Origin of the sequence: Metabacillus sp. Hm71 (assembly GCF_051842955.2) — a bacterium.
GTDB lineage: Bacteria > Bacillota > Bacilli > Bacillales > Bacillaceae > Metabacillus.
The window spans coordinates 3,517,006-3,537,910 of sequence record NZ_CM200278.1 but is presented as its reverse complement, the minus strand read 5'-3'; the positions used below and the strand labels follow the sequence as shown (position 1 = coordinate 3,537,910).

General features: G+C 36.1%; 20 protein-coding genes and 1 other annotated feature (1 of these 21 cut by a window edge). Of the genes, 15 read left to right on the top strand and 5 right to left on the bottom strand.

What is annotated here, in order from left to right; all coding sequences use genetic code 11:
- Positions 1–138 (top strand) — a binding site (T-box leader) (it extends 120 nt beyond the left edge of the window).
- Between the two features lie 76 nt (positions 139–214).
- The gene (locus ACSVDH_RS17385; protein WP_439251506.1) at positions 215–1,915 is read left to right on the top strand and encodes a 2-isopropylmalate synthase; all 1,701 of its coding nucleotides are present in this window, start codon (positions 215–217) and stop codon (positions 1,913–1,915) included.
- 57 nt (positions 1,916–1,972) lie between these two features.
- On the opposite strand, the gene ACSVDH_RS17380 is transcribed toward ACSVDH_RS17385, so the two are convergent.
- A complete protein-coding gene (locus ACSVDH_RS17380; protein ID WP_439251505.1) occupies positions 1,973–2,998 on the bottom strand; it encodes a hypothetical protein in 1,026 nt (341 codons plus the stop codon).
- A gap of 247 nt (positions 2,999–3,245) precedes the next feature.
- Between ACSVDH_RS17380 and ACSVDH_RS17375 the strand changes: the two genes are divergently transcribed.
- From ACSVDH_RS17375 to ACSVDH_RS17335, 9 genes are all read left to right on the top strand, one after another.
- A complete protein-coding gene (locus ACSVDH_RS17375; protein ID WP_439251504.1) occupies positions 3,246–3,500 on the top strand; it encodes a hypothetical protein in 255 nt (84 codons plus the stop codon).
- A 281-nt stretch (positions 3,501–3,781) separates the two neighbouring features.
- Positions 3,782–4,429, top strand: coding sequence for a peptidylprolyl isomerase (locus ACSVDH_RS17370; protein ID WP_439251503.1), 648 nt, complete (start codon positions 3,782–3,784; stop codon positions 4,427–4,429).
- Positions 4,430–4,861: 432 nt separating this feature from the next.
- Positions 4,862–6,811 carry a lipoteichoic acid synthase gene (gene ltaS, locus ACSVDH_RS17365; protein ID WP_439251502.1) on the top strand — a complete coding sequence of 650 codons (1,950 nt, stop codon included), beginning with the start codon at positions 4,862–4,864 and terminating at the stop codon, positions 6,809–6,811.
- Between the two features lie 183 nt (positions 6,812–6,994).
- Positions 6,995–7,621 (top strand): YitT family protein, encoded by a 627-nt coding sequence (locus ACSVDH_RS17360; protein WP_439251501.1) that lies wholly within the window; start codon positions 6,995–6,997, stop codon positions 7,619–7,621.
- Between the two features lie 93 nt (positions 7,622–7,714).
- Positions 7,715–8,002: a hypothetical protein gene (locus ACSVDH_RS17355; protein WP_439251500.1), complete on the top strand. Its 288-nt coding sequence runs from the start codon at positions 7,715–7,717 to the stop codon at positions 8,000–8,002.
- Positions 8,003–8,224: 222 nt separating this feature from the next.
- Complete coding sequence (locus ACSVDH_RS17350) at positions 8,225–8,824, top strand: spore coat protein (RefSeq protein ID WP_439251499.1); 600 nt, start codon at positions 8,225–8,227, stop codon at positions 8,822–8,824.
- A gap of 24 nt (positions 8,825–8,848) precedes the next feature.
- Positions 8,849–9,226, top strand: a complete 378-nt coding sequence (locus tag ACSVDH_RS17345; protein WP_439251498.1) for a hypothetical protein — start codon at positions 8,849–8,851, stop codon at positions 9,224–9,226.
- Between the two features lie 194 nt (positions 9,227–9,420).
- Positions 9,421–10,398: a ring-cleaving dioxygenase gene (locus ACSVDH_RS17340; RefSeq protein ID WP_439251497.1), complete on the top strand. Its 978-nt coding sequence runs from the start codon at positions 9,421–9,423 to the stop codon at positions 10,396–10,398.
- Between the two features lie 21 nt (positions 10,399–10,419).
- Positions 10,420–11,037, top strand: coding sequence for an alpha/beta hydrolase (locus ACSVDH_RS17335; protein ID WP_439251496.1), 618 nt, complete (start codon positions 10,420–10,422; stop codon positions 11,035–11,037).
- Positions 11,038–11,085: 48 nt separating this feature from the next.
- Here the strand turns inward: ACSVDH_RS17335 and ACSVDH_RS17330 are convergent, their stop codons facing one another.
- On the bottom strand, positions 11,086–11,757 hold the full coding sequence (locus ACSVDH_RS17330) for an SOS response-associated peptidase (protein WP_439251495.1): 672 nt from the start codon (positions 11,755–11,757) through the stop codon (positions 11,086–11,088).
- A 182-nt stretch (positions 11,758–11,939) separates the two neighbouring features.
- Here ACSVDH_RS17330 and ACSVDH_RS17325 point away from each other — a divergent pair, with 182 nt between their 5' ends.
- The 5 genes from ACSVDH_RS17325 (at position 11,940) to speD (ending at position 18,658) form a co-directional block, all read left to right on the top strand.
- Positions 11,940–12,431: a hypothetical protein gene (locus ACSVDH_RS17325; RefSeq protein WP_439251494.1), complete on the top strand. Its 492-nt coding sequence runs from the start codon at positions 11,940–11,942 to the stop codon at positions 12,429–12,431.
- A 111-nt stretch (positions 12,432–12,542) separates the two neighbouring features.
- Positions 12,543–14,015: a D-alanyl-D-alanine carboxypeptidase/D-alanyl-D-alanine endopeptidase gene (gene dacB, locus ACSVDH_RS17320; RefSeq protein WP_439251493.1), complete on the top strand. Its 1,473-nt coding sequence runs from the start codon at positions 12,543–12,545 to the stop codon at positions 14,013–14,015.
- Between the two features lie 91 nt (positions 14,016–14,106).
- On the top strand, positions 14,107–14,751 hold the full coding sequence (locus ACSVDH_RS17315; RefSeq protein WP_439251492.1) for an SDR family oxidoreductase: 645 nt from the start codon (positions 14,107–14,109) through the stop codon (positions 14,749–14,751).
- A gap of 454 nt (positions 14,752–15,205) precedes the next feature.
- A complete protein-coding gene (locus tag ACSVDH_RS17310) occupies positions 15,206–17,695 on the top strand; it encodes a rhamnogalacturonan lyase family protein (RefSeq protein WP_518618323.1) in 2,490 nt (829 codons plus the stop codon).
- Between the two features lie 156 nt (positions 17,696–17,851).
- Positions 17,852–18,658 (top strand): adenosylmethionine decarboxylase, encoded by an 807-nt coding sequence (speD, locus tag ACSVDH_RS17305; RefSeq protein WP_439251561.1) that lies wholly within the window; start codon positions 17,852–17,854, stop codon positions 18,656–18,658.
- 76 nt (positions 18,659–18,734) lie between these two features.
- On the opposite strand, the gene ACSVDH_RS17300 is transcribed toward speD, so the two are convergent.
- From ACSVDH_RS17300 to fdhD, 3 genes are read right to left on the bottom strand one after another with little or no spacing between them, the layout of a single operon-like run.
- On the bottom strand, positions 18,735–18,977 hold the full coding sequence (locus ACSVDH_RS17300; RefSeq protein ID WP_299088463.1) for a hypothetical protein: 243 nt from the start codon (positions 18,975–18,977) through the stop codon (positions 18,735–18,737).
- 13 nt (positions 18,978–18,990) lie between these two features.
- Positions 18,991–20,010, bottom strand: a complete 1,020-nt coding sequence (gene moaA / locus ACSVDH_RS17295; protein WP_439251490.1) for a GTP 3',8-cyclase MoaA — start codon at positions 20,008–20,010, stop codon at positions 18,991–18,993.
- 60 nt (positions 20,011–20,070) lie between these two features.
- The gene (gene fdhD, locus ACSVDH_RS17290; protein ID WP_439251489.1) at positions 20,071–20,862 is read right to left on the bottom strand and encodes a formate dehydrogenase accessory sulfurtransferase FdhD; all 792 of its coding nucleotides are present in this window, start codon (positions 20,860–20,862) and stop codon (positions 20,071–20,073) included.
- Positions 20,863–20,905: the final 43 nt, after the last annotated feature.

Below are 20,905 nucleotides of genomic sequence, written 5' to 3'. Positions count from 1 at the left end.
GAGTAGGTGGAGACGGAGCCTAACCGTTACAGTAGGAGGATATAAGGTTTATAAAACCCGTATCTGCTTAAGTGCATATCGTTTTGGTATGAATTAGAGTGGTACCGCGTAAGATGTTAACAGTCTTTCGTCTCTATTATTAGAGATGAAAGGCTTTTTTGTGTTCTAACAGCACTTATTGATAATAAGTATGATATATGAAAGGGTGGAAAAGATGAAAAATATTAGCAAGTATACAAGAGGGTATTTTATGCCTCCAGTGGAGAGTATGAAATGGGCGCAAAAGGAGTATATAACAGAAGCTCCAACTTGGTGTAGTGTCGATCTTCGTGATGGAAACCAGGCGTTAGTTGTTCCAATGACGTTGGAAGAAAAACTTGAATATTTTCAATTACTTGTAAAAATTGGTTTTAAAGAGATCGAAGTGGGCTTCCCTGCTGCTTCAGAAACAGAATATACGTTTCTACGTACGTTAATTGAACAGGATTTGATTCCTGATGATGTGACAATTCAAGTATTAACACAGTCCAGGGATCATATTATCAAAAAAACATTTGAATCTCTTAAAGGTGCAAAGAATGCAGTCGTTCATCTTTACAATTCCACCTCAGTTGCTCAACGTGAACAGGTATTTAAAAAGTCAAAAGAAGAAATTATTGACATTGCTGTTTCTGGTGCAAAATTATTACAGAAATATGCAGCGGAAACGGAAGGGAGCTTCAAGTTTCAATATTCACCAGAAAGTTTTACTGGCACAGAAGTAGAATTTTCACTTGAGATCTGTAATCGCGTGCTTGATGTATGGCAGCCTACTCCTGAAAACAAAGTAATTATTAACTTGCCGGCAACTGTCTCTATGTCAATGCCACATGTATACGCAAGTCAAATTGAATACATGAGTGAGCATTTAAACTATCGAGAAAATGTCATTCTGTCACTTCATCCACATAATGACAGAGGTAGCGGAATAGCTGATGCGGAGCTTGGAATGCTTGCCGGAGGACAGAGGGTTGAAGGAACGCTGTTTGGAAATGGCGAAAGAACAGGTAATGTCGATATCGTTACACTTGCATTAAATATGTATTCACATGGGGTAGATCCAGAGCTTAATTTTGAAAACATCCCAGAAATCATTGAGGTATATGAACGTATGACCAAAATGAAAGTGTATGATCGCCAGCCATATGGCGGCAAGCTTGTATTCGCGGCATTTTCTGGTTCCCATCAAGATGCGATTGCGAAGGGAATGAAATGGCGCGAGGAAAATGAATGTGAGCATTGGACGGTTCCTTATTTGTTAATTGATCCTAAAGATATTGGCAGAGAGTATGAAGGTGATGTCATTCGGATTAACAGCCAATCCGGTAAAGGCGGTATCGGCTATGTGCTTGAACAACAATATGGCCTTGACCTGCCGCCAAAAATGCGGGAAAGCTTTGGTTATAGCGTAAAAGATGTTTCCGATCGTCAAAATAAAGAGCTTATGCCTGAAGAAATCTATGACATTTTCATCAAACAGTATGTAAATATTCAGTCACCTATTGAATTCAAGAATTACCGTTTTACTCATTATGATGATTACCAAACAATTGTAAACATCAACCTAAACGGCGAAATGCATGAAATTGAAGGTGAAGGTAACGGAAGACTAGATGCAATCAGTAATGCTTTGCAATCTAATTTAGGAATTGTTTACACAGATTTGGTTTATAAGGAACACGCTTTGGAAATCGGTTCAAAATCAAATGCTGTCTCATATGTTGGAATTACCGCTGAGGATGGAACTGTGTATTGGGGATGCGGAATAGATGTTGATATTATGACTTCTTCTGTAAAAGCATTATTTAGCGCGATTAACAACATGGTGAAAAATAAAAAACTTCAAATCGAAAAGGGCAGTTCAGTAACAATTTAATAAGGATAAAATAAAATTGGCGTTGTCAGATGACAACGCCTCTCATTTTATAAAACATTACATGTGTTTATCGCTAATCTTTGAAAGATCTAGTGTGATCTCCTCTGTTTCAAACCCAATAGAAGTTGACAAATCTACTACATCAATAGAAGCCGTCATGTAATCAGAAGCGGATAATACTTCTTGATCAATTCCATCTAAAGAAAAGTCTACAATATTTTTTGTTTCATCAGTAGTAATCTCATAAAGCTCCCACTCGTCACTTGCCTTGTCTCCTGATTGGTGGAACTCAAGATTTAACCGATAGGCGACATTTGGTTTATCGGAAATTTGAAATGATAGTGTTGAGTGATTCCAATCAGCTAATTTTGGCAGTTGAAGCAGCCTGCTTTCATCAATTTTTATGCCGCTTTCCTCCTCAAGATAGGAATGCAGTTTACTATTTTCCAGCACATTTGGAAGTTGGCTGTTTTCATGCTCTGTTCGTAAATAGAAGGCCTCGTTACTATATACATCGTCAACCTCCACCTTATGTGTCGCCCCGTATAATAAGACATAGTCATCAGCAATAATCTCCTGCGGGTAGTAAGCATGAAACTTTTCATTATAATTCCAAAAGGCATCCCACTGTAATGCAGGTGCTTCGATGCCTCTTACAGTCAGCCATTTAGAAAACGGGAGGTGGTGGGATGGAAAGTAGAAATAGGCAAAATGATGGCCATATTCATGTGACAGTGTCTCAGCATAGTCAGTCGGGTTGGTGTACGTATCACCTTGATACAATGTAATTGAACTAGTTAACGCATGATAGCTCCCTTTAGTAAATGAGGATGAATGAGTCCCCCCAATAATGGATACCTCTTGTAAAGAGTAAATTTCTTTCCCATGTTTATTTTTTACTAATTGTTGATATAAATCAATGAGTTTTGCTTGATCCCATTCTTCTGAATAGCTCAAAAACTGAATACCTTCAGGTGACTGATAAGAAGCAATTGCTTTCTTATTAATACCGGTAGAATCAAAGCTTATAAGAATGGGAAATGTTAATACTAATATAATAAAAAACTGTCGTAATTTTAGCATCCATGTCACATCCTTGGATTTATTTTATCATGAATGCCTGTAAAGGTAATTGGAAATTTGTTTATACGAATAGGTTAATCAACCAGTTTGTTAGAATATGAAGCTAGAAGAAATGAGGAAGATAATATGTAAAAATTTACAGCATAAAATTTTTAAAAAATAGTTTTCAAATATGAGGTAATTGTGTATGATATAAATAATCAGAAAATACAGAAAAGATAGAAAAAGAAATGTGAGGTGCTTTTAAATGAAATTTGTAAACATTCCTTCAGAACATCTTCTTGAAACCAATCCTTTTGTTCACTATTTACAGGAGGGAGACCTTCTTCACAGTTCAGAAAATGAACTCATTTTGAAGCATTTACACGAGCTTCCAGTTGACTTTATGGAAATGACATTATTTGATATAGATGGATATGGATGTGTCTATTCATTTTCACATATTACAGATCTTCAACTAGGAGAGATTGAAACAAAAGCGGCTGTTTTTAAAAAAATATAGCTTGAAAGGGGGCTGTTTCGAAACAGCCCCTTCTTCATGTTTGTTCCATTTTGATTAATTGTTCTACATTTGTCACAGCCGATTCCTGATTAGTTTTTAAGTGAGGATGAAGACTTCTTCCGTCATGTTAAGCACCACCTTTTATGATCATGTATACTTTTACAGTGACATAGAAGAGGGTTAAAGTTAAAGGAATAAAGTGATTGTAAAAAATGAAGGATTTCATCAATCCTTGTCGAAACAATGTATGAATGTTTACAACAAGAAGGGAGAAGGACATGATGGACCGTTTTCAGTTAGTTCGAATTTTACTAATTTGCGTTTTTACCTTACTAGCAGGAGGCTGTGGTGCATCAGGAGACGTGCAAACAGGTGATTCCGAAACTAATAAGTCTGAACAAAAGATAGAGAAAAACCCCGTTGCAACAATTACAATAGAAAGCAATCAGATCATTAAGGTTGAATTGTACCCGAATATTGCTCCAAACACAGTTAATAATTTTATTAGTCTGGCACAATCAGGGTTTTATGATGGGGTGATTTTTCATCGAGTGATTCCTGGTTTTATGATTCAAGGCGGTGACCCGGAAGGTACCGGTATAGGCGGTACAGATTACAGTATTAAAGGAGAATTTACTTCAAATGGCTTTGAAAACAATTTAAAGCATGAACGAGGCGTCATTTCAATGGCACGCACACAGGAACCTGATTCGGCAGGCTCGCAATTTTTCATTATGGTAGCGGATTCCAGCCATTTAGATGGGGAATATGCAGCTTTCGGGAAGGTAACAGAAGGTATGGATGTAGTTGATCAAATCGTCAATGTTGAAACAGATCAACAAGACAAGCCGTTAGAGGAGCAGAAAATCAAACATATAAAAGTTGATACCTTTGGTGAGGATTATCCAGAACCAGAAAAGGTAGAGTAGCTTTATTAATATGTAAATATATTTACGGCGAAAGGAATCATAAAACTAAGTCGTACTATTTATTATCAAAAAATAGAGAGGTTGTCTCAAAAGGGTTTGTGACCTTTGGCTGAGACAGCCTCTTTTTATTGAGAAAAAAGTCATTTTGACTTTTTTGTTCACTTAAAACCACCTCATCGCTGAAATTCTTTGCAATATAAATCAAATGAAACATAGTTTTAAAGGAATAATCCGTTCATAAATTGTTAATAATTTTGTTGAATGCAGTCAGGACATAGCTTCATAGACATTCTGTAAATTTATAAGATTGCAATCTAGCAAAAAATGAGTTAATATTTATTACTGTTAATTAAATGTAAATTTCAAATCAATTTTATGTAAATTTCAATTGGATAATTGTAAATTTTTTATTCAATTAAAGAGGTGTTTCAAATGAAAACAAAATTAACTTCGTTACTGAATAAACCGATTGCTTTTTTTACACTTGCTGTTGTACTTTTATGGATTAAAACCTATTCTGCTTATAGAGTAGAGTTTAGCTTAGGTATTGATAATAAGTTGCAGGAGTTGCTTTTATTTATTAACCCTGTAAGCTCGGCTATATTATTTTTAGGTCTTGCCTTATTTTTTAAAGGGAAAAAATCATATGTATGGATGATTATTATTGATTTACTTCTATCATTCTTGCTATACGCAAATATTGTGTATTACCGCTTTTTCTCTGATTTTATTACCTTACCAACATTGACACAAACAGGGAATGCCGGTGACTTGGGACAAAGTATTGAAGCGTTGCTAAAACCTTACGATGTTTTGTACTTCTTAGATACAATTATTTTAGTTGCATTAGTCTTGATGAAGGCCGTCAAACCTGCACCGATTAAAATGAAAAAGCGTACGTTAGTGATGGTTTTTTCTGCAGCAGTTGCATTTTTTGCTGTGAATTTAAGTCTAGCTGAAGCAGATCGACCTCAGTTGCTTACAAGAACATTTGATCGTAACTATATTGTGAAATATTTAGGTATGTATAATTTTACCATTTATGATGCCATTAAAAGTACAAATGCCTCTGCACAACGTGCGATGGCAGACTCTGATGACATTACTGAAGTGACGAACTATACAAATGCGATTTATGCTGAACCAAATCCTAAATACTTCGGTGTCGCAAAAGATCGAAATGTTATTTATATTCATTTAGAGTCTTTGCAGGAGTTTATCATTGATTACAAGTTAAATGGGGAAGAGGTTACACCCTTCCTTAACTCTATGACAAGAGATAAAAATACGTTTTATTTTGATAACTTTTTCCATCAAACGGGACAAGGTAAAACTGCGGATGCTGAATTTATGTTAGAAAACTCGTTATTTGGATTGCCGCAAGGATCAGCTTTTTCTACGAAAGGGCGTAACACGTATCAAGCAGCACCAGCTATTTTAGGACAAAACGGCTACACGTCTGCCGTGTTCCATGGAAATACAAAAACATTCTGGAACCGAAACGAGATCTATAAATCATTAGGCTTTGATAAGTTCTTTGATTTGAGTTATTATACGGCAAAAGAAGGAGATATTGTGAATTATGGTTTAATGGATAAGCCATTTTTCGAACAATCCATTCCGATGCTAAAATCATTAAAACAACCGTTCTATACAAAATTTATAACATTAACGAACCATTTTCCTTATCCAATTGATCAGGATTTAGCTACGATTGAGAAGCATACAACTGGAGACAAATCAGTAGATAACTATTTCCAGACTGCTAGATATTTAGACGAAGCTATTAAACAATTCTTCGCTGATCTTAAAGCATCAGGATTATATGAAAACTCAATCATTGTAATGTATGGAGATCATTATGGTATTTCAGATAATCATAATAAGGCGATGTCTACAGTGTTAGGTAAGGAAGTAGGAGATTTCGAAAATGCTCAGCTTCAGAGGGTACCACTATTTATTCACATTCCTGGAGTAGAAGGCGGTACAATGCATCAGTATGGCGGACAAATTGATTTAATGCCGACTCTCCTTCATTTACTAGGAATTGATACAAAAGGATATGTTCAATTGGGGACAGATCTATTATCAGAAGATCATCAAGAGGTTGTACCATTCCGTAACGGTGACTTTGTAACGGAAAATGTAACAGGAATAAATGGTAAATATTATGATACCCAAACGGGTGAACAGGTTGAAGTAAATGAAGAAATCAAAAAGTATGATCAAATCACCCAAATGAAGCTCAAGATATCAGACAAAATTGTCAACCAAGATTTATTGCGATTTTACACCCCTCAAGGGTTTGACCCAATTGACCCGTCTGATTATGATTATACGAATCGGATGACGGATGAAAATGCTGAAGTAACTAAAAAGTAAAAAATATGGCTGTTAAGGGATTTTCTCTTAACAGCTTTTTTGTTTTGAGAATATGTTAATTAATCATTGACATCTAAAATAAATGTCGCAATAAACTTAAGTTTCCGAATTATTCCCAGCTTATTGACCATTGTTACCCTATGCTATAAGTTAGTAGAGGACAACAATGATCGGGGGATCTATATGACTCTTATTAAAAGACTCTTATTTGTACTAGTTGGACTAGTTATTACATCATTCGGAATAAAACTTTTAGCAGATAATATGTTAACATTCGGAGGAACGGCAGGGATTGCGACGATTCTAGGTTACGCATCAGAGATTTCATGGGGAAGTTTATTTTTTATTGTAAACCTGCCGTTTTTTCTTATTTCTATACAGGAGCTTGGAAAATGGTTTACTATATCCAGCTTATTATCGATAACCGGGATCTCTTTACTGCGTGAGTGGTACGATCTCTTCATTCCTGCTTTTCAAATGAATCTTGTTCTTGCTGCAATTCTAGCGGGCTTGCTGATAGGAATTGGTGTCACGTTTGTTTTGAATAATGGTTCATCACTAGGCGGAATCCACATTTTAGGGCTTTATATTGATAAGAAATTCGGCATTAACAGAGGACTCGTTTTATTCATTTCCGATTCCTTTATAATTATTCTTGCGTTAACAATGGTGGGATGGTTTAAAGCCCTAGTTTCGATAATGTGTATTTTTATTGCCAGCTCCATTATTGGCCGATATAAAAAGTCACCGATAAAAGAAATGGAACGAGACCAGGAAGAAAAGCTAGCAGATCATCAGATACATTCTTAAGCTATAGTTAACACTACCCTTGATTGGAAACATTTTAGGGTAGTTTTTTTATCGAATCTCAACTAATGTAGTTATTAGAGGAGAGGAGATAAAGTGAATTATTTAACAGTAAACAAAATTATTGAAAATACAGAATCGATTCAGGCGAAAAAATACTTGATGGAATTATGGTATGCAATTGAAGAGGAAAGCTTCCCTTTATCACTCAAATATCATACCTTTAAGCATCAATTCATGCATTTAAAGGCAAGTGCTCCAAAGAATTGGAACTTAGATTGGGATGGAAGCCAATTTTCCTTATCCAGACAAATAAAACATCATTGCTACTTTTCCATTATTGTTCAGCCGAATGGAATGATCACATATAAATTTTCATCTTAAGGGTCTGTCTCTAGAAAAGGATCAGCCTCCTAACAACTACTAATATATGGACTAGATTAGTTTCCTGTATTGTGGTTTTTGGGGTCTGATCCTTTGGTTTGAGACAGCCCTTTTTTGTCGAAAAAATACGATTTAACAAGTTGAAGTTTCATATGTATAAAACATTTTGTTTCGTGGGATTTTAATTTTGGCTTTACAAAATTGTTTTAAGGAGGAATCGTGATGCAAAACCAAATGAACCAAATGAACCAAATCAACATTGGCGCACATGAAATGATGGAATGTCATGAGGTTCTTAGCAGCATGATAAATGGAATTAATCATTTCCAACTTTATCAGCAATATTGCCAGGACCAAGAATTAAAAAACATTCTAAATAATCAACTTTCATTTATGACAAATGAATACAATGCGTTTGTTAATGTGCTTCAACAAAAGTCCAATATCGGACAGTTACCAAGTGTGAAATCACAGGTCAATGTGTCACCAACCTACGGAGTAAGCAGCAATGCAGTTCCAGAAGGACCAAATGCTTCAATTAGCCAATTAAATGACCGCGATATCTCGTCAGCAATGCTTGGCTGTCATAAAGCTGGTGCGGTATTTAAAATGCACGCTTCTTTAGAATGTACAGATCCGCAAGTAAGGGAGATGATGATTCAAGGAGCAAAAAATTGCGCTGATCAAGCGTATGAAACATGGGGTTATATGAATAGTAAAGGCTATTACCAAGTAGCTACATTTGATCAAACAACTACACGTTCTTTAATGAACAGCTATCAACCAAGCGGTTTATACAGCAATCCGCCGCAACAACAATAATACTATTTGATGGAGGGACTAAATATGCATACACAACAACATGCTTTACAACAAATCAATGAATGTCGTCAAATTGTTCAACAATTAATCCAACAAACAGAACAAGGAAACCAATTGTACAAACAAATGCTCCAACAAGAGCAGCAAAATGCCCAAATGCTGCAACAGCTAATGCAACGCGAGCAGCAAGCTGTACAAAACATTCAACAAGCACTGCAAGGTCATCAACAAGCAATCCAAAAATGTCAGCAAATTTTAAACACTTGTAACCAAATGCAGCAGGAAATTACGCAAGGTGTAGCATACAATGTTGAGCCATCTTTCCAAAGATTTCAACATCAACCACAACAGGTTCCAGTTTATCAAAGCTTCCAGCAAAGCAGACAATTTATTCAACAATAATAGATTTAAGCTGTCTCAAGGGTCTGACCTTCCATTAAAACACAGATTAATGTGATGGGGTTAGACCCTTTCATTTTTATATAAAACCGTACAAGTTCTTATGTGTTGACATACATAAACTAATTCATTTATAATTTATCTTGAATTCGAGATTATTTCATTTGAGATAACGGTTATGAAGAAAGGAACTTTTTATGAATAGAAAACCACTAAAAGGTATTCACCATGTCTCAGCTCTTACAGCAAATGCGAAGGAAAACTATCATTTTTATACAAAGGTTTTAGGTATGAGATTAGTTAAAAAAACAGTTAATCAGGATGATACATCTGTTTACCATTTGTTTTATGCAGATGAACGTGGAAATCCAGGTACAGATTTAACATTCTTCGAAATTCCGCATGCGGGAAGAACATATCCTGGAACAAATAGTATAAGTGCAACGTCTTTACGTGTAAAGGATGATCATACACTAAAGTTTTGGCAGAATCGCTTTAAAGAATTACAAATTGAGCATGATGAAATTAGCTATGAAAGTGGTAGAGCAAGCCTTGCCTTCCGGGATCATGAAGGTCAACGCTTAATTCTTGTATCTGATCAGGAAAACGAAGGTGTCCCAAGCGGAATTCCATGGAATAAAAGCCCTGTTCCACAAGAAAAAGGGATTACTGGACTTGGTCCGGTACATTTAACAGTCACTAGACCGGAACGGACGATAAACGTTTTAACAAACTTGATGGGCTTCCGGGAAAAATCAGGTTATTTGAGAGAGTTCGACCAAAAGAAAGTGCGAGTTTTTGAAACTGGTGAAGGTGGTTCTGGTGCAGAAATCCACATCATTGAAGAGAAAGAATTGAGTCGTGAACGTCCTGGACGTGGAAGTGTTCACCATGTTGCCTTTCGAGTGGAGGATGTTGAGGAATTAAATAAATGGGTCGATATGTTAAATGAAAGTCATTTACCAAATTCAGGATTTGTTGAGCGTTATTATTTCCGTTCTTTATACTTTAGGGAGCCGAACGGTATTTTGTTTGAGCTTGCGACAGATGGACCTGGATTTGAAGGTGATGAGGACTTTGAGCATCTTGGTGAAAATCTGGCTCTTCCACCATATTTTGAAGGTAGACGGAAAGAAATTGAAGCAAAGTTAAAACCGTTAGATACAAAAGAATAAGAAAACAAAGGAGTAGACAGAATGAAACATATTTTTATAGAAGGAAAAAATAAAAACGCACCAACTCTTTTACTTCTACATGGAACAGGTGGAAATGAGCGGGATTTACTGCCTATTGCTGAAATGATTGACCATGATGCATCTGTGTTAGGTGTTAGAGGTAATGTATTAGAAAATGGCATGCCCCGGTTTTTTCGCCGACTAGCGGAAGGAGTGTTTGATAAAGAAGATTTGATTTTCCGCACGAAAGAATTAAACGAGTTTCTTTCAGAAATGGCGGAACAGTATCAGTTTAACCGTAACAATGTTGTTGCGATCGGTTATTCAAATGGCGCTAATATCGCTGCCAGTCTTATGTATCATTATAAAAATGCATTAAATGGGGCAATTTTATTACATGCAATGGTGCCAAGAAGAGGAATTGAAGTTCCGGATTTAGCAAACACGCCAGTTTTCATCGGTGCCGGAACAAATGATCCGCTAATTCCCCAAGCAGAAACGAAGGAGTTAGCCAATGTGTTGCGACAAGCGAACGCGGCAGTAACAGAGCATTGGGGTAATGCCGGACATCAGCTTACTAGAGAAGAGATTGAAAAAGCAAAAGAGTGGTATGATCAACATTTTGGGACAAATAAATAATCAGATAGAGAGGCTGTTTGGGCAGCCTCTTCCTATTTATGAAGACGATTAAAGGCTGTTTAACGGTTGTATACATTTTTCATTGTCATTACGCGGTGAATTGACAATGTTCGAAACCGGATAAGCATCCATAAGATTTGCTTCATATGGGCTAAGAAAGGAATGTAAAGTATCCATGTCCTGGAAGTCCTTATCAAGCCAGCGATCATATGTATCAGGAGGAAGAATAACAGGCATGCGATCATGAACATCTTTTGTAAGTTCATTTGCTGTCGTTGTAATAATTGTGCAGGTGTACAGCGGTTTTTCACCACCTATATCCGATTGTTCCCAAAGTCCTGCAAAGGCAAAAGGTCGACGATCCTTCATAATAAACCGATATGGTTGTTTTCTGTTATCCTGCTTTTTCCATTCAAAAAAGCCATCGCTTAAGATTAAACATCTTTTTTTCATAAACGCCTGCCTAAAGCTTGGTTTCTGGTCAATCGTTTCCGCTCTCGCATTTATCAGCTTATTCCCAATCTTTAAATCCATTGACCATGGAGGAACAAGCCCCCAACGCATCGAAACTCCTACTCTATTTCGTCCATTAGACCCAACGGCCAATATATCTTGGGAAGGTGCAATATTAAATCGATATTTTATTTCTTCATGTATGATAAATTCGAATTGCTCCTGCAAAATGACCTGATTGGTAGCTAACGAAAATCGACCGCACATTTACTAACACCACCATTCTTTATCTGATCTTTTTATAACCTAAATAATAAAGCAAATTTAATGAATTTCCAAATAGACCACTTTAGAAAAATTACTTCATATTTATATAACATAAAGTAAAAACTAAAGTATCTTTCATAAATTGGTTGTTATTACTAAAAAAGCAGCGAAGGAGAGTATTTGTGGATAATTTTATAGAAAATTTAGATTTAGCTTCCGTGGGTATTTGGTATCCATTGGCATTAGGTATGATTGGTTTACTTTATATTCTCTTTATGAAAAAACGTTTAAGTTGGGGAGAGATTTATTTTATCTTTGGTGCAACGGGATTTGTCTCCATTACAATAGATGTATTTCTCATGTTAAATTATCTAGATGTATTCGATTTAGGAAGTCATCCTGAGAAAGAAGGGATAGGTGATTATGTTTGCTATGCCATTATTCCTCCATGCTTTGCTGTTATCTTCTCAAACTATGTCAATTTACAAAAGAAGTGGCTTTATACAATAATTTTTATTTTTCTTTCTCTTTTGTCTGAATGGACGCTTGTTCAAGTCGGGTACATGCAATTAAAAGGTTGGTTTACATTATGGTCCACTCCAGTGTTTATTTTCGTATATGGCTTGTGGCTTCCTTGGCAATTAAAGCTATTAAGAAGCCTTCAAAAAAGCTAATGCTATTTATCAATTAAGCTGCCTTGGTTTTCTCTATTAAAAATCATTTGAAGATGTAAAAAATGATAAGTGTTTATTCGATAGGAAACATTCTAGGAGGCTTTATCCCATATGGTCAAATTAATAATCTGCCTACTTCTTTGTATAGGTTCCACGCTATTTTCAAGTAATATCATTCATATAAAGGCAAATAATCAGACACCTCAATTCAGCAACCAATTGAATAATCTGCTTAAGCATCATCCAACTTTACAAGGAGCACTTGCTGGCATAAGTATACGTTCATCGTCTACTGGTGAATTACTTTCTTCCTATAATGGTGACTTTCGATTAACCCCTGCCTCTAACAGGAAGCTGTTTACTGCTGCAGCAGCATTAGAAACATTAGGGAAGGATTACCGGTTTCATACTGAATTGCTAACAGATGGCTCCATCAATTGGAAGGTATTAATGGGAAATCTTTATGTGAGAGGAAAAGGAGACCCAACTCTGTTACCTGAAGACTTTGATCGGTATGCGAAAGAATTAAAAAAGAAAGGGGTTAAAATAATACATGGCGATTTGATTGGGGATGATTCCTGGTATGATGATGTTCGTTATTCGATTGATGTCTCTTGGAGTGATGAGACTTTTTATTATGGTGCGCAAATCTCTGCTTTAACAATTGCCCCTGATAAGGAGTATAACCCAGGGACTGTAAATATTGAGATTATCCCTCACAACAAAACAAACAATAAAGCTATGATCAATGTACATCCGCAAACAAGAATAGTCAAGATTATTAATAAAACAAATACAGTATCGGATAAAGGAGAAAACACCATTAGTATCTGTCGAGAACATGGTTCGAATATAATAACAGTTAAAGGAACAATACCAATTAATACGCCAATACAAAAAGAATCAATTGCTGTTTGGGAACCGACTTTGCATGCTGTTCAATGGTTGAAACATTCACTAAAAAAACAAGGAATAAGGTTGGTTGGCGATGCAAAAGTTGGAGTGACACCTGATAAAGCAAAACTAATCCTTTCTCACCGTTCAATGCCTTTATCAGAATTGCTAATACCGTTTATGAAATTAAGCAACAATAGCCATGGAGAGATCTTAATTAAAGAAATGGGGAAAGTATTTAAAAATAATGGCAGCTGGGAAGCTGGTCTGGAGGTTGAACGACTTGCCCTTGCTGAATTGGGTGTCAATACAAGGAACATAGAATTTAGGGATGGATCTGGGATCTCACACTTAAATTTGACCTCAGCAAATGAACTTTCGAATTTGCTTTATCAAGTGAAAAAACGGGAATGGTTTCAGATCTTTTTAAACTCTTTGCCTATTGCTGGAGCCAAGGAAAAAATGATCGGAGGAACATTACGTAAACGCATGACAAGTCCACCTTTAAATAAACATGTTATAGCAAAAACAGGCACCCTAACAAATGTGACGTCTCTTTGCGGCTATGTGCAAACGAAGAAAGGTGAAACGGTCATTTTCTCCATACTCATGAATCATCTACATAATGAAGCTGAAGGAAAACTTGTGGAAGAGGAAATTGTAAAGTTGATCGCTAATGGTGATTTTTAATTAAAAAAGCAGACTTTTTGAATCGTATCTTTTTCTTTGAAATAATAGAAATGACGTGCATTATATTACTAATGGGAGGAGCAAGGATTTTATGAAGGTATTTGTAGTTGGTGCTAATGGGCAAATAGGTAAACAGCTTGCTCAAATCTTAAAAGAAAGTGGAGAACACACTGTTCGGGCAATGGTACGAAAAGATGAACAAATGAGGATGTTTTCGGAAAATGGAATTGAGGCAGTAATAGCAGATTTAGAAGGCAGTGTAGATGAAATCGCAACAGCTGCCAGCGGCTGTGACGCCATTGTTTTCACTGCAGGTTCCGGCGGACATACTGGGGCAGATAAAACACTATTAATTGATCTTGATGGGGCGGTAAAAACAATTGAAGCAGCAGAAAAAGCTGGTATTAATCGGTTTATCATGGTGAGTGCTCTTCAAGCCCACAACAGAGAAAATCGGAATGCAAAAATAAAACCTTATTATGTTGCGAAACATTATGCTGATAAAATGCTCATGAAATCTGATTTAAATTATACAATTATCCGGCCTGGAGGATTACTAAATGAACCAGGTAAAGGTAAAATATCTGTTGGAGAAAATTTAATGAGAACGACAATTCCTCGTGAAGACGTAGCACGAACAATTATGGCCAGCTTAAATGAGGAGCATACTTATCATCGTTCATTTGACCTTGTTACTGAAGAAGAATCAATTTCAGATGCCTTGAAAAAGCTTTAAGTTAAAGAAGTATTTAAAACCCTTTTACAGAGAGTTCTTTCTGTAAAAGGGTTTTTTACGTTCTTTTAAACTTGCCGGTTAATTTAATCAGTATAAACTAGAGAGTTTTTAAAAGAAACACTGTTTTTTATAAATAGTAGACTGATTTTTTTATGTAAGTGTAAAATTTATTCCCCTATAATTAAAATTGAATTCTCAATTTTCTGCTTTTTAAAAATGTAAGTGCTTTCAATACCTGGTTTTATGTTTAATTACAGGAGGTGATTAATCAGTCCTAAAAAAGCAGATTTTTTTGAATTTAATGATGGATTTAACCGCTAGAACTTATTATAATTTGCGTCATTTACTTATTTAGTAAGCTTCAAATTTTAACGGAAAGGTGATGAACAAGAACGTGAAAAAACAATCACTAACCAAAAAGGTTTTAGCAGCATCTCTAGCAGTTCCTCTATTAATGTCAGGTTTTCAAAGCAATGCATCAGCTAAAACGGATAACTCAATTAAGGGAAATGGAATCCAATTAGAATATCTTGATAGGGGTCTCGTTGCAGCTTCTACATCTGAAGGGAATTTTTTAAGCTGGAGGCTGTTAGGCGATGAGGTTACCGGACAATCAGATACCGGTTTAACTGGGGTAAACTTTCATCTTTATCGTAACGGTGAAAAAATTGCCATGATAAAAGATAGTACAAACTATTTAGATGCAAATGGATCGCCAACGTCAACTTACTATGTAAAGGCAGTTAAAAATGGTAAAGAAATCGATCAAAGCAGTAAAACAACACCTTGGGAACATACATATTACGATTTAAAATTAAAAAAGCCGGCAGATGGTGTCACTCCAAGTGGTGAAGCATATTCTTATACGGCAAATGATATGAGTATAGGGGATGTTGACGGTGATGGTCAATATGAATTCTTTGTAAAGTGGGATCCTACAAACTCAAAGGATGTATCACAAAAAGGCTATACAGGAAAAACGTATATTGATTGTTACACATTCGATGGCACATTGTTATATCGAATAGATCTTGGGGTCAATATCCGCTCTGGAGCACATTATACGCAATTTTTAGTCTATGATTTCGATGGAGATGGTAAATCCGAATTAATGTTTAAAACAGCACCAGGAACAAAAGTAATTAGATATGATAAGCAAGGTAATATCAAATCCGAGGACTATATTACTATGCCAAAAGAGGATCGAAAAGCAGGCTACAGTCATCAAGATGATTACCGCATGAGCAGTAAAGATTATTATCAACATATAGTAGATATGTTTATGAGCTGGCATAACCATGAGGAAGTGATCAATGGAAATTGGCCGTCAACACTAGAAGAAAGCTTTGGTATTGAAAAGCAATACCAATATCCATTATCAAGAGAGGATGCTGAAAGCTTAGCCGATTATTTTATTGATGAATATGCACCAAGCAGAAGCTCGCGCAATGATCTAAGAAGTTTTGAAGGATTTATCCTTACTGGCCCTGAGTATTTATCAGTATTTGAAGGTGAAACAGGTAAAGAATTAGAAACAATTCATTATAAGTATGGTCGTCATGATGATGGATTAATGTGGGGAGACTACGCAATGTCAAGAATCGAGCCGGGCAATCGTGTTGATCGATTCCTTGCAGGTGTAGCCTATTTGGACGGGAAAAAGCCATACGCTGTTTTCTCACGAGGTTACTATACAAGAACAACAATGGTGACGTATAGCTGGGACGGGGAGCATCTCAAGGAAAACTGGTCAGTTGATAGTGGATGGACACTAATGAGCAATCCTTTCAATGATAGTCCTCATGGTAAATTTGGAACTAGTGAGGAATTTGGTTCTCTTACAACTCAAGGTGCGCATTCATTGAGTACAGCAGATGTTGACGGGGATGGAAAGCAAGAAATCATTTATGGGTCTGCTACAATTGATCATAATGGTGCATTGCTCTATAGTTCCACTGATGTCATGCCGCCGGAAAGTGCAACACCTGGTGTAACAGCTGGTTTAGGTCATGGAGATGCCTTGCATGTCACAGATATTGATCCGGAACGCGAGGGCTTAGAAATTTTTATGGTTCACGAAGGCGGAAGATATGCACCATACGGATATGCACTAAGGGATGCGAAAACCGGAGAGGTGATAAACGGCGGATACACTGGTAAGGATACAGGCCGAGGTATGATCGGTGATATTGAACCAGACACTAAAGGGTTGGAGACTTGGGCAGTTGGATTATGGTCAGCAAATGGTACTAAACTTAGCGACCAGGCACCAGGTACAAATATGAATATTAAGTGGTCTCCTGATATGACAACACAGATTGTCAGTGGATCAATCGATAGTACACCAACAATTAATGATTGGAAAAAAGGAACGGTTTTAACAGCAGAAAATACACGAACAAATAATCATACGAAAGGGAATCCTTCATTAGTAGCTGATGTTTTTGGTGATTGGCGTGAAGAGCTGCTTGTTCGTACTGCTGACAGTCAAGCAATCCGAATTTTCCTAAGCACAGAGGTAACAAATCGGAAATTATATACATTAATGCACGATCCACAATACAGAACCGGTATTGCATGGCAAAATGTTGGCTATAACCAACCAGCATACACAAGCTTTTATTTCGCATCAGATACAGATTGGGGAGAGGTTCCTGTACCTGACATAGAAATACCAAGTAAATTGAGTGTTTTAAAAAATATCCTTTCTACAAATATAGAAAATAAAGAAATCGAAGCACCGCTTTCTTCACAACTAGCCAATACTTTAAAACAAGCTCAACAACATGAAAGAAAAGGTAACAAAAAACAAATGATTTCAATTGTTGAAAAATTCATTGATCAGGTAAAGAACGCTTCTGTGAAAAATAATGTTTCAGAAGATGCAAGAGAACTTCTGGTAAACCAGTCAGAACATATAATGAACGATTTAAATAATGAATAATTTAAATTGTCGTCTCTCAATCTCAAGGGAGGCGATTTTCAGTTTAAATGGATTTCCTCTCATACTGATTTCTTTTCCCAGAAAAGGGTAAGATATATATGACTTGTAAAGATTCGGAAAATAGTACAGTTGAAAAAATCCATACAAGGGGGAAGAATCATGCTAACTCCAGAGCAGCGAATACAGTTACACGGATTTAATAACTTAACAAAATCACTAAGTTTTAATATGTACGATATTTGCTTTACAAAAACGAGGGAAGAAAGGGAGGCATATATTGAATATATTGATGAACAATATAATGCTGAACGATTAACAAATATCTTAAAAAATGTAACAGATATTATTGGTGCTCATGTACTTAATATCGCAAAACAAGATTATGTACCTCAAGGAGCAAGTGTGACGATCTTGGTATCAGAAGGACCGATCGTAGAGGTCCCAACAGAATCCTATGATGAATCACCGGGTCCGCTGCCAGAAGCAGTTGCTCTCAGTTTAGATAAAAGTCATATTACCGTTCATACCTATCCTGAATTCCATCCGAATGAAGGGATCAGTACCTTTCGGGCAGATATCGATGTTTCGACATGCGGAGAAATTTCCCCATTAAAAGCACTTAATTATTTAATTCATTCATTCGATACCGATATCATGACAATGGATTATCGTGTTCGTGGCTTTACAAGAGATATAAATGGAGATAAATTATTTATCGATCATGATATAAGCTCAATCCAAAATTACATCCCTGATGAAGTGAAGGAACAGTATGATATGATTGATGTAAATATTTATCAAGAGAATATCTTTCATACAAAATGTAAGCTGAAAAAATTTGATTTAAATAATTATCTGTTTGGTTATACAAAGGAAAAACTAAGCAGAAAGGAACAAGATGAAATAACGGATCGTTTAACAAGAGAGATGGATGAAATTTTTTATGGAAAAAATATTAATTAGGTTAATTTCAAAAAGGGAGAGATGTCAATCTCTTCCCCTTTTGAAATTTAAACTTCTTTTGTTTAAAGATGGTATGTTATTTCAAAATATTTTTTTCGAAAAGTGAAGTGATTTTTTTGTTGCGAACTTCTCTTTCCTCCTCTGAGGCCAAATCATACTTTTTTAAGTGATGGAACAGCTCATTTAGGTCATTTTGGCTTCGTGGGACGGTTAAAAAGTTAGCACATTTCTCCGCTAATTCCGATAAAAGAAAAGGGGACTGTTCCTCAAGCTTTTTCTTCACATCTTCTACTGAATGGTCAATGTTACAAGGGCTCACGTTTTGAATCCTCCTATCCTCCGATATGGGACATTTCAATTTTTTTTCGTTTTGTGGATGCTTCACTGCGCTCAAGTGAATATCGATCTTTTCTGCCATGCCAAATATTTTTAAGAAGCTCAGCCAGTTCTATATCAGATAGACCAGATCTTATCGGTTCACGTAAATCATGGCCCATGGAAGCAAATAGACAAGTATACAACATTCCGTTTGCAGAAAGACGGGCACGGTTACATGTTGAACAAAAAGCATCAGATACTGAGGAGATAACACCAATCTCATCATTGGATCCGATATAGCGATACCGTGTAGCTACTTCACCTGTGTAATTTGGTTCGATTGCTTCAAGCGGCATGACCTGATGGATATCTTCAATAATTTGCTTTTTAGGGTACACATCTTGAAGGTTCCATTGATTGGTATTGCCAACATCCATAAATTCAATAAAGCGTAGAATATGGCCTTTTTTGCGAAAAAATTTAGCCATAGGAATAATTTCATGCTCATTCAGTCCGCGTTTTACAACCATATTGATTTTTACTTTTAAACCGGCATCTGCCGCGGCATCTATTCCCTCAATAACTGTCTGAACAGGAATATTGCGTCCATTTATTTTACCGAACAATTCGTCATGTAAAGAATCAAGACTAATGGATACCCGTTTTAAGCCGGCTTCTTTTAACTTTTTGGCATATTTAGGAAGAAGGTAGCCGTTTGTCGTCATTGCAATATCTTCTACGCCATTAATGCAGCTTATGTTTTCAATGAGTATCGGCAAATCTTTTCTCATTAAAGGTTCGCCGCCGGTAATTCTTATCTTCTGCACTCCTAAGGATTGAACAAAAAGGTTCGTCAACCGTACAATTTCTTCATAAGATAGAAGTTCATCTCTTTTTAAAAACGGATAATCTGGTCCAAATATTTCTGCAGGCATACAATACGTACAGCGAAAATTACATTTATCGGTAACAGAAATTCTTAAATCACGAAGCGGGCGGTTAAGATGATCATAAACCGAGTTATTTGCTTTCAATATAGATTCCTCCCACTATAGTTTATCCATTTATAACCTTTCCACAAATAAGATTTTGCTTTATCCGTTGATGATTCTCTCAGGATGTGAATAAATATTGAATGATTGCCCGCGGATAAACCCAACTGTAGTTATATTTAAGTCATCTGCAAGATTTATGGCAAGATCAGTTGGTGCGGATTTAGAAAGGACAATACCAACTCCAATTTTTGCTGCTTTTACGAGCACTTCTGACGAGATTCTGCCACTAAAGACAATGATTTTATCACGAACAGAAAGTTGATTCATCATACTATATCCATATAATTTATCTAAAGCATTATGTCTGCCAATGTCTGTCCGAGTGACAACGATCTTTTCAGGGGTACACAATGCTGCATTATGAGCACCGCCGGTTTCCTGAAAAACAGTACTTCTTTTTTGCATATCATTCATTAGCTTTATACATTGGTCAGGATTAATAGATAGGTTAGTCGTTGCGGTTTTAGCTGTTCGGGCATCATTATGAAAATAAAACTGTCTGCTCTTACCACAGCAAGAACCAATAAATCGTTTTGAATAATATTGCTGGCTCGTTGTCACATCCGCATGCAATGTCACATGGGCATAACCGGCATGTTCGTCAATCGTAAAAGCTTTAATATCATCTAAAAAACGAATTACACCTTCTGATGCCAAAAAACCGATGACCATTTCTTCAAAATGGGCAGGAGTGCAGACCATAGTAGCAAATTCTTGATTATTAATAAAGATCGTTAATGGAAATTCTGTAACGATATCATCTACAGTATCAAATAATTGACCGTTTGTATATTTCCTTATTTTCTGTTCTACACTTATCTTTTTTATCATACGATTCACCTGATTTTTAAGATTAATAAAGTATAAACATATT

What these genes read in the sequence shown, in the direction of transcription:
- ACSVDH_RS17335 (WP_439251496.1), top strand. Translation starts at nt 10,420, where the DNA reads ATGAAACATATTTTTATAGAAGGAAAAAATAAAAACGCACCAACTCTT.
- ACSVDH_RS17385 (WP_439251506.1), top strand. Translation starts at nt 215, where the DNA reads ATGAAAAATATTAGCAAGTATACAAGAGGGTATTTTATGCCTCCAGTG.
- ACSVDH_RS17380 (WP_439251505.1), bottom strand. Translation starts at nt 2,998, where the DNA reads ATGCTAAAATTACGACAGTTTTTTATTATATTAGTATTAACATTTCCC.
- ACSVDH_RS17350 (WP_439251499.1), top strand. Translation starts at nt 8,225, where the DNA reads ATGCAAAACCAAATGAACCAAATGAACCAAATCAACATTGGCGCACAT.
- ACSVDH_RS17360 (WP_439251501.1), top strand. Translation starts at nt 6,995, where the DNA reads ATGACTCTTATTAAAAGACTCTTATTTGTACTAGTTGGACTAGTTATT.
- ACSVDH_RS17345 (WP_439251498.1), top strand. Translation starts at nt 8,849, where the DNA reads ATGCATACACAACAACATGCTTTACAACAAATCAATGAATGTCGTCAA.
- ltaS (WP_439251502.1), top strand. Translation starts at nt 4,862, where the DNA reads ATGAAAACAAAATTAACTTCGTTACTGAATAAACCGATTGCTTTTTTT.
- ACSVDH_RS17315 (WP_439251492.1), top strand. Translation starts at nt 14,107, where the DNA reads ATGAAGGTATTTGTAGTTGGTGCTAATGGGCAAATAGGTAAACAGCTT.
- ACSVDH_RS17340 (WP_439251497.1), top strand. Translation starts at nt 9,421, where the DNA reads ATGAATAGAAAACCACTAAAAGGTATTCACCATGTCTCAGCTCTTACA.
- fdhD (WP_439251489.1), bottom strand. Translation starts at nt 20,862, where the DNA reads ATGATAAAAAAGATAAGTGTAGAACAGAAAATAAGGAAATATACAAAC.
- ACSVDH_RS17330 (WP_439251495.1), bottom strand. Translation starts at nt 11,757, where the DNA reads ATGTGCGGTCGATTTTCGTTAGCTACCAATCAGGTCATTTTGCAGGAG.
- ACSVDH_RS17310 (WP_518618323.1), top strand. Translation starts at nt 15,206, where the DNA reads ATGTCAGGTTTTCAAAGCAATGCATCAGCTAAAACGGATAACTCAATT.
- ACSVDH_RS17370 (WP_439251503.1), top strand. Translation starts at nt 3,782, where the DNA reads ATGGACCGTTTTCAGTTAGTTCGAATTTTACTAATTTGCGTTTTTACC.
- dacB (WP_439251493.1), top strand. Translation starts at nt 12,543, where the DNA reads ATGGTCAAATTAATAATCTGCCTACTTCTTTGTATAGGTTCCACGCTA.
- ACSVDH_RS17375 (WP_439251504.1), top strand. Translation starts at nt 3,246, where the DNA reads ATGAAATTTGTAAACATTCCTTCAGAACATCTTCTTGAAACCAATCCT.